This is a genomic window from Hyalangium gracile (assembly GCF_020103725.1).
In the GTDB taxonomy this organism is placed as follows: Bacteria; Myxococcota; Myxococcia; order Myxococcales; family Myxococcaceae; genus Hyalangium; species Hyalangium gracile.
The window spans coordinates 247,486-262,161 of the sequence record NZ_JAHXBG010000001.1 but is presented as its reverse complement, the minus strand read 5'-3'; the positions used below and the strand labels follow the sequence as shown (position 1 = coordinate 262,161).

The following is a 14,676-nucleotide window of genomic DNA, read 5'->3' as shown; positions in this document are numbered from 1 at the left end:
GAAGGGGCCACGCGGGAGCCTACCCGCTCAGTCCGCAGAGCTGCTCGCTGACTTCCCACAGCTGCTTGCGCGCGCTCACCTCGAGGGCCTGCGGGGCGGGGCTCACCTCGCGCTGGCGGGCGAAGTAGCGGCCCGTGACGCCCTCGACGGCGGGGGAGGCGGCCAGGAACACGGAGGTGGCCGCGGCCTCCTCCACCGTGTCGCTCCCGCTCATGCCGAAGCCCTGGGTGAGCAGCTTCGTGCTCACCACGCCCGGGTGCAGGCAGTTCGCGGTGATTCGCGCGGGCGGCAGGTGCTCGGCCAGCTCGAGGGTGAAGAGGATGTTGGCCAGCTTCGACTGGGCGTAGGCCGCGTAGCCCTGGAAGCCGCGGGTGAGCTGGAGGTCCTCGAAGCGCATCCGTCCCCGGCTGTGCGCGATGGAGCTCACGTTCACCACGCGTGCGCCGGGCCCCGTGAGCGGGCCCTTCAGCAGCAGGTTCGTCAGGAGGAAGGGCGCCAGGTGATTGACCTGGAACGTCGTCTCCAGGCCGTCCTCGGTGAGCACGCGCTCGTTCATGAAGACGCCCGCGTTGTTCACGAGCACGTCCAGCCGGGAGAAGCGTCGCGCGAGCTCCTCCGCGCCCTGCCGCACGCTCTTCAAGGAGGTCAGCTCGAACGCGACGCCCTCGGCCTGTCCGCCCACCTTCTCGATGGCGCGCCGGGCCTCGTCCACCTTCGCCGTGCTGCGGCCGTGCACCACGAGCCGCGCGCCCAGCTGGGCCAGGTCGAGCGCCGTCTGCAGGCCGATGCCCGCCGTGGCTCCAGTGATGAGGATGAATTGTCCTTCCGCCATGAGTGACCTCGGCTCGAAGCTCCTCGGAGCAGGAGGCGCAGGAGGAGCAGGTGAAACCCTACCTCACACGTCACCTCTCTTCCCAGGACGACGTGGCTGTCCTGGGGGACAGCCGGGAGGCCGCGAGGCCCCGGAGCGCTACAGCGCGCGGAGGACGAGGGTCATGGCGACCCAGAGCGCCCAGAGCAGGGTGCCACCGAGGACGCCCAGCACGAGCAGGCCCGTGCTCCTGCGAGAGTCGGGAGGGACGGCGCTGGCGCGGAGCACGACGGTGTGGCCCCACTGGTCACCGAGGCGCTGGCTCATGAGCGAGTGCGTCATGGCCCGGTAGGCGGGGATGCCCAGCGCATCGACGCAGAGCGCCGCGTTGCGCAGGAGGGCTCCCTTGAAGGTGGAGGGCGTGAGGTCCTCCGAGGTGACGCGCAGCCGCAGGAGGAGCTTTCCCAGCGTGGCGCCGCCCACGGCTTCGGCCGTGACGCAGTACAGCAGCCCTCCGAGCAGCCCCCACGCCATGCCGGCGGGCGACATCAGCCGGTCCGTGGCACTCCACTCTCCGTGAACCGCGCCTCGGGACACGAGTATGCGCAGGAGCAGGGCGCCGAGCGCGCCACCGAGGGCCATGACCAGGAGACCGAAGAGCAGGTCGATGAGGCGAGCCGCCAGGCGCAGGCCGAAGCCGGCCGAGCTGTTGCTCGCCACCTCCACGACCATCGAGGGAGACAGTTCCATGGGACTCCTGGGCGCGTGGCTGAAGCGTACACGGTCCGGCTGCCGGGAGGCATGGCCGGGTGGAGCTGTGGGCCTGGCCGCTGTGGTCCCTCGGTATTCGTACGGGCTGGCTGTCCGGTAACATGGATCTCCAAGTGTTGACCGCGACAGAAAGCTCGCTTCGGGCGTGGGTGGCTCGGGTGCTGGTGGTGCCGGGGCTGCTGCTCTGGGCGCTGGGCACACCGGCCTGGGGAGAGACGGTGGCGTCCCTGTCCCGGTCGCCGCGCAGCCCCTGGGTGGTGGATGGGACGGGAGGACTGGACGAGGGGACGCGCGCGGAGCTGAACCGGCTGGGCACGGAGGTGGATCAGAGCGGGCTTGGGCAGCTGCTCTTCGTGGTGGTGGCCACCACCGAGGGGCGTCCGCCGCGAACCTTCGGCACGGAGCTGTTCAACCGGTGGAAGCTCGGTCACAGCCGGCGCAACGATGGCGTGCTCCTGCTCGTCGCGCTGCTGGATCGCAAGGCGGAGATCATCCTGGGGGACGGCGTGGACACGCCCGCGGATGTGACGCGCAGCGAGGTGTTGATGCAGCAGCGCATCATCCCGGCACTCAAGAGGAGGCAGATCGGCGAAGCGATGCTCGAGGGCGGCCGGGGCTTGAAGGCGCTGCTGGCCCAGGCCCCGCTCAACGAGGGGATGGGGCGCGTGATGGATCGGCCCACTCCGGTGACGGGAGAGCCCGCGAAGCCTCGCGCCAAGGAGCCTCCGCCTGTGGGGCCCGAGCCCAAGGAGTTCCTGGACGACGAGGGGATGTACGTCGACCTGCGTACGTCCAGCGCCTCTGGAGACGAGGAGACGGCGGGCTCGAGCTCCGGGGCCCCGAGGCCCTCTTCTTCGAGCGCGGGGGGCTCAGGGGTGACGGTGCACTCCTCGGTCTCGCCGTGGGTTTGGGCGGTGGTGGGCGGGTTCATCCTGTTCCTGCTGGTGGCGAACGCGCTGCGCCGTCGTGGGGTCGCTTGTGAGAGCTGTGGCTCGACGAGCGTCAAGGTGTCCACCTCCACGCTGCTCCCGGCGACGGACGGCAGTGACGGGCTGGTGGAGGTGACGGTGCGGTGTCGGCGCTGCGGCCATGTGGGCACGTCCGCGCGGGAAGTCTCGTCGCGGAGGCGCTCGCGTTCGCACCACGACACGCACGGCGGCGGACACTCGTCGGGGCGAGGCGCCAGCGGGAACTGGTGAGGGGCAGGGCGCTACCGGTACGGGTAGAGCCACTCGAGGCCCCGCCACACATCGTCTCGCCAGGCCGGGTAGTTGTGGCCTCCGGAGTACTCGCGGTAGTGGACGCGATGCCCGGCTTGCTCGAGGACGGGGAGGATGAGTCGGTTGCCCTCGGTGAGGCGCTCGAAGGAGCCGCAGTCGAGCCACACCGAGAGGCGTCGGCGCTGGGGTGCTCGGGCGAGCTCGAACACGACGAAGTCGTGGGTGGAGAGGACGAAGTCGTAGTTCCTGAGGGCGAAGGCGCCGGACTGGCTGAGTACGCGTCCGAAGACGTGGGGAGCGCGCATTCCGGTGTAGAGGGCCATCAGCCCGCCGAGGGACGCGCCGAGGACGCCGTGGACGCCGGGCTTGCGACGCTCGTCGATGAGCGGGAGCTTCTCCCGGGCGAGCGGGAGGACCTTGTTGAGCAGGAAGCCCAGTGTGGCCTCGCTGCACGCGTACTCCACGGTGCGAGCCGGGCCGCCATTGGCGACCATGGCGAGGGCCACGGGGCGGATGCGCTTCTCACGGATGAGGTTGTCCACCACGGTGACGAGGCTCGCGCGGCGCAGATAGTCCGTCCCGTCGAGCACCACCACGAGCGGGTGGGGGCCGGCCACGGGAGGCTCATAGAGGACCACCTCGCGGGTGTCTCCGACGGCGAGCTCCCAGGTCTGTACCTGGTGGCGGGTGATGCGGCCGCGCGCGGCCTTTCCGCGGAGTTGCCGAGCCAGCGGCGTGGGCGTGTGCTCGGGCATGGAGAAGGAGTGGTTGAAGCCGCCGAACCCGTTGTCGGTGAGCTGGCGGTTGAGGGGATCCTCCACCTTGCGGCCACGAGCATCGGAGAGCGAGTACTCGACGTAGGCATCTCGCGGGAGCGTGAGCGTACGGGTCCACAGCGAGGGGGACACCCGCTCCAGCGGCAGGGGTTGTCCGCTCCAGTCCTGGAAGTCCCCATGAACGAGGACAGGCTTGCGCCCGCGCCACACGAAGGTGGCGGTGTCTCCATCGATGACGGGCGAGCCCTGCTTGAGAGCTCGTGCTTCCAGCGTCTGGGGGGCCATGCGCGCTCAGAATAGACGGCCGACACCGGAGGAGGGAGCGAGAAGACCTACCGGAGAAGGAACCAGCCCGCGGCCAGGGCCGCGGCGAGCGCCAGCGCCGCGCCGATGCCTCCCCAGAGAAGCCCTGGCTCGGTCTGAGAGCGCTCGGGAGGTGGAGGCTCTCGGGAGGAGGCGCGCTTGGAAGGCTGGGGCTCTCCGGGCGCGCCTCGCAGCAGTTGCTCGGCCACCTCGACGAGCGCGTCAGGTGCTACCGGGCGGGCGACGTAGGCATCCGCGCGGGCCTTGAGCTTGCGATGAGCGTCGAAGCCGTCCGGCTTGCCGGTGATGATGATGGGTATGCGCTGGAGGGCAGCGTCCTTCTTCATCTTGCCGCAGAGCAGGTAGCCGTTCTGACCCTCAGCCAGATCCACGGCGAGGACCACCAGCGCGGGTGGCTCCTGGCTGATGCGCTGCATGAGCCCGTCGGTGTGTGTCACTACCTCGGCCGTGAAGCCGCGCGCCTCCAGCGCCTGGCGAAGAGGCTCCGCTGGGGTTTTCTCTGCTTCGATGATCAGGATTCTTCCAGGCAAGCGCCCAGGACCTTATCATGGCGTTCGCGAGCCGGACGCGGGTGCTGGCGCTGCGCTCTCGTGAGGAGGGAACTCCGCGCTCAGGAGCGTCGCAAATGGGGTCTGCTCCGCAGGCATGACAGGATTCTGCCTGCCATGAGAGTACCCCTTCCGCCCCTGATCCTGATCTGTCTCTCCGCGCTCCTGTTGTCCGCCTGTGGCACCACATCTCCCTCCACACGCGCTTGGGAGCATGCAGCGCGAGACGCTCCCAGTGCATGTGAGGAGCCCGGCGCGGACCAGTGCATCGTGTTTGCGTGCGATGGCGAGGATGGTGTGTGCGGCATCTTCAGCTGTGAGGACGTGGATCTCGAAGCAGTCGCGAGTGCCTCCTTGGCGTACGGCGCGGAGTGGGCGCTGGGAGGCGCCTACCGCCCACCCCTGCGAGGCCCCGTCCCATTCCGTAACTGGAGGAACATGGGCGTGCGGGAGGGTGCGCGACCTCGGATGATGTTCCACTTCCGCTACCGCTTCGGCTACCTCCCTGCATTCCCCAGGTATGAGGGGAGGGTGGTCAGGCACCACCTGTTCCCCCAAGCACCGGAGTTCCGAGAGTGGTTCGCGAGGTCAGGTATTGATATCCACCAGTACACCATGCTCATTCCGGAGCACGTTCACCGCCAGATTCATGGAGGAGTCGGTCGCGGCGGGTTATGGAACGAGGCTTGGCGTGCGTACAGGGAGGCGAATCCCAATCGCCAGCATCCAGACGCCCTTCTTCGTCACGCTCTGGAGCTGGCCTTTCGCTACGAGTTGATCGGCCCCATCGTGCCGTACAATCGTCCGGTGCGACCCATCGGCCCCCAGCTCTACCAGAACTGACTGCGGCGCTAGTGCGGAGACAAGAACGCATGAGGTTCTTCAGGGTCATCGAGGACAAGGCACTCGGCTACACGGGCGACCTGACCAACGCCGCGCACAAATGGGGACTGCCAGGAATGCACTGTCCCACGTGCGATTCTCCAGGAGGGTGGACAGGGCTCGAATATCCCTGCGTGGATCTGTCGGGGCTGCCTGCACGCGAACTCAAGAGACTGTCCAACGGTTGGCCCGTTCCCCTTGAGGAGTTCGAGCGGCTACGCGAGCTGGTACGGCCGCTGGCGCCTCAGGATGCCCTGCTCAAGCCGGGAACCGAGTTCGGGCCGCGCACAGGCACGGGATCGGGACGCTTTGGTCATCTCTTCATGCAGAATCCCTGGTCGCTCCTCGCTCAGCGTGAGGCACTGGAGCGGTTGCAGGACTCAGGACTCCGCGGCCTTCAAGGCTGTGCTCTGGACGTGCGCTTTCGCGCGAAGAACTCTCCCGAACTGTGGGAGTTGCAGCTCGTGGCGTCTGGCAGATTGCACCCGGACTGCTTGCCTCCGGACCGCAAGCCTCCGTGTCCTACGTGTGGTTGGGATGAAGTCAGCCTCCCCGGTGCGTACTGGCTCGATGCCTCATCGCTCCCTGGGCACCTGGACATCTTCCGGCTCACGGACTTTCCAACGCTCATCATCGCCACCGAGCGTATGGTGGATGCGGTCAAGCATCTAAAACTGGATGGGGTCCTCTTCCATGAGGTGGACGTACGCTAGCCAGAGGCAGGTCGACGCACTCTTTTCTGGGCAGACCATGAGGACCCAGGTCCCAAAAAGGAACGGCCCCGGGAGAGGCGGTGAGTAGCTCCGGTTCCGTGGGGCGTGAATTCGCCTGGGTCAGGAAGCTGCGGGGAGGGCGCGGAACTCGGCGGCGCAGTCCAGGAGCCGGTGGATGGCAGCTTCATGATCGTCGTGGGCGGCCTGGAGGAAGGAGCCCTCCCAGGTGTACCCCAGGGGAACGCGGCCCGTGTCCTGGAGCCAGCGCTCGAAGCGCGAGTACTCCTCGTCCTTCAGTCCCGCCAGGGACAGGCACAGCCGATAGCCGTCGATGTACCCGGCCATGCGCTCCACGCGCGCTTCGCCGATGTACATGAGGATGCGGCCCACACGGCGCATCTCGAGGAGGACATCCAGGATCGCGCGGGAAGTCGGAGCGAGAGTTCGCGGAGCTGTGGGATCTGGAGCTGAGCCGCCGTACCGCCAGGTGAGCGAAGCAAGCTCAGCCGGGGAGAGCGCGCGGAACTCGGCGGCGATAGCTACGAATGCGCGCAAGACCTGCCGCTCATCCGAGTCGAACTTCTGGAGGAACGCGCTCCACCAGCCCTGGCCGGGGAGCGTCTTCCCAGCCTCTTGCATCCAACCGACGAAGGCGCTGTGCTCCCTGTCCCCTACTCCCAGGTCACCCAAACAATCCAGGTACCCTACGGTGACGCCCACCGTGCGAGAGACGCCCGGCTGCCCCTCGAAGAGCTCGAGCTCCAACTCGCGCCTCGATGTGCCAGGGCGGGCCTGGAGCACGAGGTCCAGCAGTGGAGGAGGCACTTTCGTTGCTTTCGCTGGAGGCGACGGAAGGCTCATGGTGCGCTCACGATCTCATCCAGGATGGGAGTCCTTGCGCCCAGGCGGCTCATGTACTCCTGCCAGGAGAGCCCACCCGCACCCGTGAACGCGTCATAGATGCGGTCCTTCATCCGGACCACGACGTGGACTCCCAGCTCTGTCACCCCCAAGTCCCGCCCATCCGCCATCTTGAAGACCATGAACCCAGCCCTGTTCCCGGTCTCGTCCGCGACGGTCGTCAGTCGGACGTACTCTGGCTTGCCGCCCAACCGGGTGAACACGGTATGGATGCTGCGCGCCACACCCTGGCACGCACCGGGCACCTGTTTACTCGCGTCGAAGGCGGCCTTGAAGCCGGTGAGCCACACCGGTGCCTTGAGTCCCGTGGCCACCTCGTAGGCCTGAATGGCTTCCGCCAGTTCTCCGCGCGTCAGATGCGCCAGCACCTTCGCTCGCGCCGAGTCCGTGATGCCCTGCACCTGCGACGCAGTGATGCCTGGCACCGAGCCGTGAGCCCACTGCGGGCCGGCCACGCACAGCACCAGGAAGCACCCCAGAATGTGCGGACGGAGCATCCCTGAGGACGCTAGCACTCAGCGCGCGGAGCGCCTATGACGTGCCAGGTTGCGTCAACACCGGGAGCCTTCATGTTCGGGCGGGCCCCACTCGTTCATGGGCACTGCTGCTTCATCGAGAGCATGGAGAACCTTGCTATCAAGGGATGGGCCGTCTACACGTCCATGAGCGGTGAGTCCGTGACGGGGAGGGCGCTGCTGTTCCACAGGAGCGTGATGCCGAGTGGCTCCAAGGTCAGAAAGCCAAGGGGTCAGAGCTATCTGTCTCTTCAAGGTCAGGCCGTGGGGACTCAGTGAGCAGAGACGGGGGAACCTGCGAAGTACCCGCACCTTCACCTAGGTCAGCTCGTCGAGCCGATCCAACTGCCCTTCAGCAATCTCCCGGTAGAGAGGCACCACCTCGACAGCGAGCAGATCGCGCATCTGCTGTCGTGCCCCATCAAGGTCCCCTGCGTCTCTGAGGCGATACATCCTGTGCAGTGCGTCACTCAAACGATGGGAACCGTCGCGAACGCGTGCCCGGATGCCCCGGAGCAGCACCGTGGTCCCCTCCACGCTGGCGAGGGCTGTTTCTGCCTCGGCCCTGCTGATGGCAACTGTGGGCGCCGCGTGCTGGAGCAGGTCGCATACTTCCGGGGTGAGCTTCAGGACTTCACCCTGTTGGAGCCGGTTCTCCAACTCCCAGAGCTGGTTCCAGACGGCATCCAGGTCGGCATCCACGTACTCCACCTGTTCACCTCCGGGTCTTGCGCTTGTGCGGTCCGCACATCGTAACAAGGGCCTGTCCAGTCTGGCTCCTGCTGACAAGCATGGTAGTTCTTGATGCACCGCTGCTTCCATTCTCCAATGGGTGAGCAGGAACTTCTTGATCCGGTGGCGCAGTCCAAGCGTGGCTCCCATAGCGAAACCGGGAGCATGTCTCACCGCCTTCCCCCATCCGAGAGTTCTCCAACAGCGCCACCATCCTGGGTCGAAGGGCCGCCATCTGGAGTCGAGGGACGTGGCCCCGCATCCTGCCACTCGAGCGGCAAGTAGGGAGAGAGGCCATCGAAGTGCTCTTGAGAACCACCCGCTTCAGAGGCCGGCACGGAGCTAGCTCTCCCTGTCGAAGGTGCACCGAGAAGCTCACCCATCCGACTGCCAAAGAGGCGTCTGAGGATCCGGCCATCCGTGGTGACGGCATAGGCGGCACCTGAATCCAATGACGGATACTGGCTGCCACACCGTGAAGGATCTTCCATGATCTCAACGAAGACGACGTCACCCTGCCGAAAGATGCGGTAGCGATAGGATTCCTTCCTCCGTTCGCACGGGATCTCCGAATCCCCAGGAGGCAGGAAGTCGTTGACGGCGATGTCAATGGCCTCAAGAAGCACGCCATCGATCTCATACGGTTGTTGGCGCGCATCGACCTTCATGGTGTCGAGCGCGCCGAGAGGAGGGAACCGGATGGATGGATCCTCTTCTTGAGGAGCGGGAGGTGACACGCTGTGAATACAACTCGCCCCAACAATAACCAAAGTGAACAACAGCCCTCTCGGGCGTCCGTTAGTTCCAGTGGATTTCATATGTGTCATCGTTGATCCACTTGACGGAGCCGAGTTGCTCCTTGCGCCACTTCTCTCCTGCGCGAGTCCACTTCGCCAACGCTCCAGTGAAGGGGATGTATTCGAAGAAACCATCGCATGGGGGAGACTCAAGAGCATCTGAGCGCGAGAAGAACGCGATGATGGCAAGGCGGGTCGTCGTGGCTTGGGTCTTGGACTCGAACCCATGAAGCTTCCCCATCTCGACGATGAACCGGATGTCCCGCTCGGAGAGAATGTCTTCGAAGGGGTGGTTGTGTATGGCGAGGATGTACTGAAGGCTGTCTGCCGGATAGCGGGGGTCGCTCACGAAGGGAGGCAGTTTGCAGTTCTTCCACCTGTTTGCAGGATCCGGCACGGCCTGATCTGTCAGCATGCTCAGCTCGTATTGATGATCCGGCGTGTAGTACACCCATCCGCAATACTCGTTCGAGAGGCGCCACCGCAGTTCGAAGTTCTGTGCGCCCAGGCGGCCAGCAGTGGCATGCGGCTTGGAAAGGATGATGGGACAGGCCGCCAGCAGTGCTTCTGGGTAGGTGGCGTATGGCCCAAAGCCAGGCATGGGGCCCGGAAGGCTCTTGAGGAAGGATTCCCCTGGGCCAGGGCGCACGACTCCTGGGACAGGCTTGGGGGGCGAGCACCCCACAACAGCCAGCAGCATGACCAGCAGGACGTGATGCATTCGCCCCGCGCTGCAGCCTACATGTGACCAGTCTGTGCAATTCACGGACATCACCTTAGCGTGATTGCCACCCGCAGCGGAGAAGGGACTGACCCTCCTTCTTCAAGACCGGGCCCTGGGGACCCACTGCTCACGGGTCCTTCGATTCCGGCGGGAGCAGCCCAGCGGCGACAGCACGTTCCCGCGCCTCATGGACACGGGGCATGAGGCGCGCCGACTCAGGGAAGAGGCTCTCGGCCTGTTGAGCGAGTGCCAGCGCCTCTGGGAGTTGCTGCTCAAGGACAAGCGAGGTGAGGAGTCCCGCCCAGGCATCCTCCAGGACTGCCAATGCTTGGGCAGCACCCTCTTCATAAAGCGGTCGAGCCGTCTTGAAATCGTTGTGAATGGAGTCGTGGAAATAGGCCAACTCCACGAGCGTGGGAGCGCTTCGGCCTGAGACCTGGACAGCCTGTTCCAGCAAGCGCTGGACCTCCGCGAGGGCAGGATCGTCTCTGGGGCCTGGCTCGTCGCCAAGGAGCAGCGACCGAGCCAGCTGAAGGAGGTTGGGTGTGAAAGCGGGGCAGGACTCGGCCAGTTCTCGATGGAGTTGGAACTGCAAAGGGCTCCCGCGATGCTCCTTTCCCGTTTTACGGGCCGCATGAAATCTCGCCATCAACTCTTCAGGGCTGAGATGCGCCATGGCGTCCTCATTTCTCCATCAGGCGAGCCTGTTGCTCAATGAGCTTCACGGCCATGCGCAGTTGTGGCTGGGTTGCGAGGCTGTAATCCGCTGCTTTCAGCATGTTCTCTATCTGGAAGCAGGTGAAGTCCTTGAGCTGTGAAGGGAAGTCAGGGGCACGCTGGAGCCTCGCGGGGATTTCGCCGAGCTTTGTATTCAGCACGGCCATCTTCTCCAGCATCTTCTGCGCAGTGGCTGTTGCGAGGAGCCCAGAGCGGGTTCCCTCGGCGATCAGGGCCTCCGCCTCAGCGAACTGGCCCTTGGCGATCAAGGCCCAGATGCGCGCGCTCGCCGAACCCCCTTTGGTCCGGATACCTGCTTCCTGCTCGGCATCCGGGAGACCCGCGAAGGTGCCATGACTGCACCCGTAGAGCCCCGGGACCAGGAGCAGGACCAGCAGGATGCCCCATCGCATGATTCCTCCTTGCCTCTGGCCGACAAGTCTACATCCAGCATCCTCGACTTGGCCCCGGTGCACACACATGGCGACGTTCCAGCCCGATCGACGGCGGGAAAACCTCGGGCTGGGAGGGGCCACCCCTTGAAGGTCGGGCCCCCAAAATAAATGGGCCCGGGAACGAGTCCCAGGCCCACCGAGAAGCGGTGAGGGCCAGACGCCCTCACCCCAGGTTCACGCTCCTTCTCACGCCCGTTACTGCGACACGGCGAAGATCAGATCATCGTGGTCGTCATACGAGCCCGAGCCGCACGAGGCCACGGTGCCGCCGTAGCGGAAGCGCGCGCGCACCGCCTGCACCGTGCCGGCCGGCAGCGTGTACGTGGCCGTCAGCGTCTGCGCGCCGGACTTCGTCGGCGCCAGCGTGCCGATGCGCACCCACGTCGGGTTGTTCGCATCCGCCGCGTAGTACAGGTCCAGCTTGTCCGAGGTGTAGCTGGAGTAGGCCCACACCGTGGCCTCCACCTTCACCTGCTTGCCCGCCGCGAAAGCCGTGCCGTCCACCGAGGACACCCGCAGCCTGTCGTTCGACTCGTCCGAGTGGTACACGCCCCCGGAGCCGTCCGCGCACGAGCTGTTCACCGTGTTCGGCTTGGTCGTCTCGGGGCCCAGGTTGCCTCGCCCGTTGAGCAGCGTGCCCGAGTCGCACATGCTGTTCACGCTGAAGCACCGGGGCGCCTTCAGCGCCGCGTCGTACGCCGCCGTCGTGCTCACGTTGCTCACCGTCACCGGGACACTCGCGCTCGTGCCCACGTTGCGTGCCGCGTCATACGCCTTCACCACCAGCACCCGGCTGCCGTTCGTCGTCCCCGTCGTGTCCCAGGCGTAGCTGTACGGCGCCGTCGTGTCCGTGCCCTTCAGCGCCCCGTCCACGTAGAACTCCACCCGCGTCACCGCCACGTCGTCCGCCGCGTCCGCCGTGATGGTCGTCGTCCCCCGCACCGTCGCGCCCGCCGCCGGCGCCGTGAGCGCCGCCATCGGAGGCGTCGTGTCGCTCGAGGCCCCCGCCACCTCGCCCTTGGCCAGCTCCGCCATGAAGGCCGCCGCCAGCTTGGAGAACTTCACCGCGTGCGTCGCCGTGCCCGCGCTCTGCTCCAGCGTGTCCGCCGTCGTGTGGATGGCCTTGTTGTCATCCGCCAGCAACGACTCGAACGGCAGCGAGGACGCATAGCCGTTGTTCGTCCACGACACGTGGTCCGAGCACCCATAGCCGCACGAGGTGTTCGCCCACGTCCCAATCCCGTACTTGTCGATCAAGTCACGCATGAACTGCGTCTGCGCCGCGTTCACGTTGTCCGTCAGCACGCCGATGTCCACGCTCGAGCCGTGGTAGTTCGTCATGTCCAGCTGCAGCACGCCCACCACGTTCACGTTGCTCGCCTTGTACGACGCGGCGATCTCCTTGGAGCCCCTCAGGCCCACCTCCTCGGCCGCGTAGCCCATGAACCGCACCGTGCGCGCCGGCCGGTAGCCCCGGAGCATCGCCACCCGGATCACCTCCGTGAGCGACGCGATGCCCGAAGCATCGTCATCCGCGCCAGGCGCCCGGCCCGCGGACGGGCTGCTGCCGTTGATGGAGTCCAGGTGTCCGCCCAGCACCACCACCTCGTTCGGCAGCGTGGTGCCCGGGATGCTCAGGATGACGGAGGGCTGGGCCCAGCTCGGATGGGTGAACGTGGTGACCGTCACATCCGTGCGCCCCATCGCCGTCGCCAGGCTCTCCCAGTGCGACTTCAGCCACAGCGCCGACTCCGTGCCCGTGGTCGCCGTGTAGTACCGGTTGTTGTAGCTCGACATCGTCGTGATGGTGGCGCGGATGTTCGGCTCCTGCACCTCGCTCATCAGCGCGTTCACCGTCTGCCCGTTGTCGATCGTATAGGTGATGAGGTTCTTCACAGGCACCTGGGTGCCCGCCTGCTCCATCGCCTGCGTCGCCTCCTGCTGCGAGTCATGGGCGATGAAGCCAGCGCACCGGTTGTACTTGTCGTGCATCACCTTGCCGATGACCGGCATCAGCGACTCGGGCACCTTCAGCACCACCACGCCGTTCTTCTTCGCCAGCGGCTCGGGCGGCTGCTGCCAGCCCGCGGCGCGCAGCCCCTCCAGCACCGGCTCCAGGGTGTCGGCTCCCAGGGTGATCCACTGCTCGCGCTCCGCCACCGGCTGCTGCGCGATGGCCTGGACGGGGGGCCCGGCGTGCGCCAGCACCGGGGTGGCACCCCAGAGCAACAACGCCGCGGGGGCGACATGCTTCATAGCCATGACTGCTCCTTCAACTGTGAGAGACCTCGAAACCGTGCAACCCGGGAGGCCGCGGCACTCTAGCGCGTCGGCAGGGCACTTCGCTTGGGGTGAACCCCAAAAAACCAGGGACCTCACACCACAGCCGCCTGAGCGGCGCGGTGGAGGCCCCCGGAAGGCTACGGCGGTTCGACTACTGCCGCGCGTCCGTCTCGGACTTCGGGAGGGGGAACTTGTCGTGGATGATGCCCCCCGCCTTGTCCAGCTGATCCAGCTTCCCGTAGCGCCGCATGTCGATCCAGCGGTGTCCACCCTCGAACAGCAGTGAGTACCGCTTCTGCTTGAGCAGCTCGTCCAGGATGTTGGCCTCACCCAGGTCCGTGCGCGGCTCCAGGCCGCCCGAGGTGGTGCGGATGAAGTTGATGTCCTCCGTGGCCGGGCCGTAGTTCCTCAGGCCGATGTTCGCCTCGGCCCGCAGGAGGATGAGCTCCTCGTTGCGGATGATGGGCACCGGCGTCGACTGGCTGTCGTACAGCGTGAAGACCAGGTCCGACTTCAGGTTGTCGTCGTACTTGGTCTCGTCCGCCGACGCCGTCTTCCGGGTGACGCGATCATCGATGGCGCCGTTCGCCTTGAGGTCCGCGTCGGTCCGGAGCGTCGGGTTGGCGTAGATGTTGTCGTTCTTGAGGGCGTTGGGCACGTCGCCCGGGCCCGTGCTGAAGGTGTGGTACACGCCCAGCGTCAGCGGCTTGGTGGTGTCGAGGAAGGACTCCCCCAGCGCCGTCAGCGCGGCGTTGAAGTCGCCCCGGTACACATACACGCGGGCCGCGAGCGCGCGGTTGAACTTCAGGAAGTCCTTCGGCTTGTTGAAGCCCGTGTAGCCGCTGCTCAGCGGGAACGGGAACGCGTCCCCGCCCGCATTCAGGTGGCCCTTCGCCTCCTCGAGCAGCGTGACGATGTGGGCGAACACCGCCTCCTTGCTCTCGATCTCCCCCAGCGGCTCGGTGATGAGCCCGCCCACGTTGATGGGAGCGCCGTTGGTGTCCCGGGTGTTGATGACGACCAGGAAGTCCAGCGCCTGGATCGTCTTCGCGAAGCCCTGGATGGCCTCCTTCTGGGCATCCGACACGCCGTTCACCTTGTCCAGCGCGGCCAGCAGCGTGTTGGCGTTGCGGATGTTGGCGTACGGGTTGGCCCAGTTGCTGCCACCGAAGGCGGGGCTACCGGGGTCCAGATTCCCGCGGACCATCTCGGTGACGTAGCGCGGGTCGGCTGCGTCCAGGGTGAACGACTCGCGGCCGAGGATGCCCAGCTGGGCCACGTAGCCGGCCTGGGCGCTGACGCCCGCCCGGTTGCCGATCAGCAGGCCCGTGGAGGCCGAGTAGATGGCGGCCGGCGTGGGCCGCTCCTGGAACGACTCCAGGCTGGGGTTGTTGAGGTTGGGCACGTCGAGGCCACACGCCCCGAGCCCCAGGGAGGTGGCGCACAGCGCCAGGAGCACCTGCTGCTTCATGGTTCGAGTCCTCATG

Annotated in this window: 16 protein-coding genes; 3 read left to right on the top strand and 13 right to left on the bottom strand. The window is 66.3% G+C overall.

The genetic code is table 11. From position 1 onward, the window contains the following. Positions 1-19: 19 nt before the first annotated feature. A complete protein-coding gene (locus KY572_RS01175) occupies positions 20-832 on the bottom strand; it encodes an SDR family oxidoreductase (protein WP_224240267.1) in 813 nt (270 codons plus the stop codon). Between the two features lie 138 nt (positions 833-970). Further along, positions 971-1,561, bottom strand: a complete 591-nt coding sequence (locus KY572_RS01170; RefSeq protein ID WP_224240266.1) for an RDD family protein — start codon at positions 1,559-1,561, stop codon at positions 971-973. Between the two features lie 137 nt (positions 1,562-1,698). Here KY572_RS01170 and KY572_RS01165 point away from each other — a divergent pair, with 137 nt between their 5' ends. Beyond that, complete coding sequence (locus tag KY572_RS01165; RefSeq protein ID WP_224240265.1) at positions 1,699-2,781, top strand: TPM domain-containing protein; 1,083 nt, start codon at positions 1,699-1,701, stop codon at positions 2,779-2,781. Between the two features lie 11 nt (positions 2,782-2,792). Here KY572_RS01165 and KY572_RS01160 read toward each other — a convergent pair whose 3' ends face one another. Both KY572_RS01160 and KY572_RS01155 read right to left on the bottom strand, forming a co-directional pair. Continuing rightward, on the bottom strand, positions 2,793-3,863 hold the full coding sequence (locus KY572_RS01160) for an alpha/beta hydrolase-fold protein (protein ID WP_224240264.1): 1,071 nt from the start codon (positions 3,861-3,863) through the stop codon (positions 2,793-2,795). 47 nt (positions 3,864-3,910) lie between these two features. Continuing rightward, on the bottom strand, positions 3,911-4,432 hold the full coding sequence (locus tag KY572_RS01155) for a response regulator transcription factor (RefSeq protein WP_224240263.1): 522 nt from the start codon (positions 4,430-4,432) through the stop codon (positions 3,911-3,913). Between the two features lie 135 nt (positions 4,433-4,567). On the opposite strand from KY572_RS01155, the gene sitA6 reads away from it, so the two are divergent. Further along, on the top strand, positions 4,568-5,293 hold the full coding sequence (sitA6, locus tag KY572_RS01150) for a SitA6 family polymorphic toxin lipoprotein (protein ID WP_224240262.1): 726 nt from the start codon (positions 4,568-4,570) through the stop codon (positions 5,291-5,293). Positions 5,294-5,322: 29 nt separating this feature from the next. Beyond that, positions 5,323-6,045, top strand: coding sequence for a SitI6 family double-CXXCG motif immunity protein (sitI6, locus tag KY572_RS01145; protein ID WP_224240261.1), 723 nt, complete (start codon positions 5,323-5,325; stop codon positions 6,043-6,045). Positions 6,046-6,165: 120 nt separating this feature from the next. Here the strand turns inward: sitI6 and KY572_RS01140 are convergent, their stop codons facing one another. The 9 genes from KY572_RS01140 to KY572_RS01100 form a co-directional block, all read right to left on the bottom strand. Continuing rightward, entirely contained in the window at positions 6,166-6,810 is a 645-nt protein-coding gene (locus KY572_RS01140; protein ID WP_224240260.1) for a hypothetical protein, read from the bottom strand. Positions 6,811-6,902: 92 nt separating this feature from the next. After that, positions 6,903-7,463 carry a hypothetical protein gene (locus tag KY572_RS01135; protein ID WP_224240259.1) on the bottom strand — a complete coding sequence of 187 codons (561 nt, stop codon included), beginning with the start codon at positions 7,461-7,463 and terminating at the stop codon, positions 6,903-6,905. Between the two features lie 336 nt (positions 7,464-7,799). Continuing rightward, a complete protein-coding gene (locus KY572_RS01130) occupies positions 7,800-8,183 on the bottom strand; it encodes a DUSAM domain-containing protein (protein ID WP_224240258.1) in 384 nt (127 codons plus the stop codon). Between the two features lie 200 nt (positions 8,184-8,383). Beyond that, a complete protein-coding gene (locus KY572_RS01125) occupies positions 8,384-8,881 on the bottom strand; it encodes a hypothetical protein (protein WP_224240257.1) in 498 nt (165 codons plus the stop codon). Between the two features lie 130 nt (positions 8,882-9,011). Continuing rightward, positions 9,012-9,611, bottom strand: a complete 600-nt coding sequence (locus KY572_RS01120; protein WP_224240256.1) for a hypothetical protein — start codon at positions 9,609-9,611, stop codon at positions 9,012-9,014. A 250-nt stretch (positions 9,612-9,861) separates the two neighbouring features. After that, positions 9,862-10,410 (bottom strand): hypothetical protein, encoded by a 549-nt coding sequence (locus KY572_RS01115; RefSeq protein ID WP_224240255.1) that lies wholly within the window; start codon positions 10,408-10,410, stop codon positions 9,862-9,864. 7 nt (positions 10,411-10,417) lie between these two features. Next, positions 10,418-10,864 (bottom strand): hypothetical protein, encoded by a 447-nt coding sequence (locus KY572_RS01110; RefSeq protein WP_224240254.1) that lies wholly within the window; start codon positions 10,862-10,864, stop codon positions 10,418-10,420. Positions 10,865-11,101: 237 nt separating this feature from the next. Then, a complete protein-coding gene (locus KY572_RS01105; RefSeq protein WP_224240253.1) occupies positions 11,102-13,168 on the bottom strand; it encodes a M20/M25/M40 family metallo-hydrolase in 2,067 nt (688 codons plus the stop codon). A gap of 172 nt (positions 13,169-13,340) precedes the next feature. After that, on the bottom strand, positions 13,341-14,675 hold the full coding sequence (locus KY572_RS01100; protein WP_224240252.1) for a RagB/SusD family nutrient uptake outer membrane protein: 1,335 nt from the start codon (positions 14,673-14,675) through the stop codon (positions 13,341-13,343). Between the last annotated feature and the right edge of the window lies 1 nt (position 14,676).

What these genes read in the sequence shown, in the direction of transcription:
- KY572_RS01100 (WP_224240252.1), bottom strand. Translation starts at nt 14,675, where the DNA reads ATGAGGACTCGAACCATGAAGCAGCAGGTGCTCCTGGCGCTGTGCGCC.
- KY572_RS01160 (WP_224240264.1), bottom strand. Translation starts at nt 3,863, where the DNA reads ATGGCCCCCCAGACGCTGGAAGCACGAGCTCTCAAGCAGGGCTCGCCC.
- sitA6 (WP_224240262.1), top strand. Translation starts at nt 4,568, where the DNA reads ATGAGAGTACCCCTTCCGCCCCTGATCCTGATCTGTCTCTCCGCGCTC.
- KY572_RS01135 (WP_224240259.1), bottom strand. Translation starts at nt 7,463, where the DNA reads ATGCTCCGTCCGCACATTCTGGGGTGCTTCCTGGTGCTGTGCGTGGCC.
- KY572_RS01105 (WP_224240253.1), bottom strand. Translation starts at nt 13,168, where the DNA reads ATGGCTATGAAGCATGTCGCCCCCGCGGCGTTGTTGCTCTGGGGTGCC.
- sitI6 (WP_224240261.1), top strand. Translation starts at nt 5,323, where the DNA reads ATGAGGTTCTTCAGGGTCATCGAGGACAAGGCACTCGGCTACACGGGC.
- KY572_RS01175 (WP_224240267.1), bottom strand. Translation starts at nt 832, where the DNA reads ATGGCGGAAGGACAATTCATCCTCATCACTGGAGCCACGGCGGGCATC.
- KY572_RS01170 (WP_224240266.1), bottom strand. Translation starts at nt 1,561, where the DNA reads ATGGAACTGTCTCCCTCGATGGTCGTGGAGGTGGCGAGCAACAGCTCG.
- KY572_RS01120 (WP_224240256.1), bottom strand. Translation starts at nt 9,611, where the DNA reads ATGCCTGGCTTTGGGCCATACGCCACCTACCCAGAAGCACTGCTGGCG.
- KY572_RS01110 (WP_224240254.1), bottom strand. Translation starts at nt 10,864, where the DNA reads ATGCGATGGGGCATCCTGCTGGTCCTGCTCCTGGTCCCGGGGCTCTAC.
- KY572_RS01115 (WP_224240255.1), bottom strand. Translation starts at nt 10,410, where the DNA reads ATGGCGCATCTCAGCCCTGAAGAGTTGATGGCGAGATTTCATGCGGCC.
- KY572_RS01125 (WP_224240257.1), bottom strand. Translation starts at nt 8,881, where the DNA reads ATGAAGGTCGATGCGCGCCAACAACCGTATGAGATCGATGGCGTGCTT.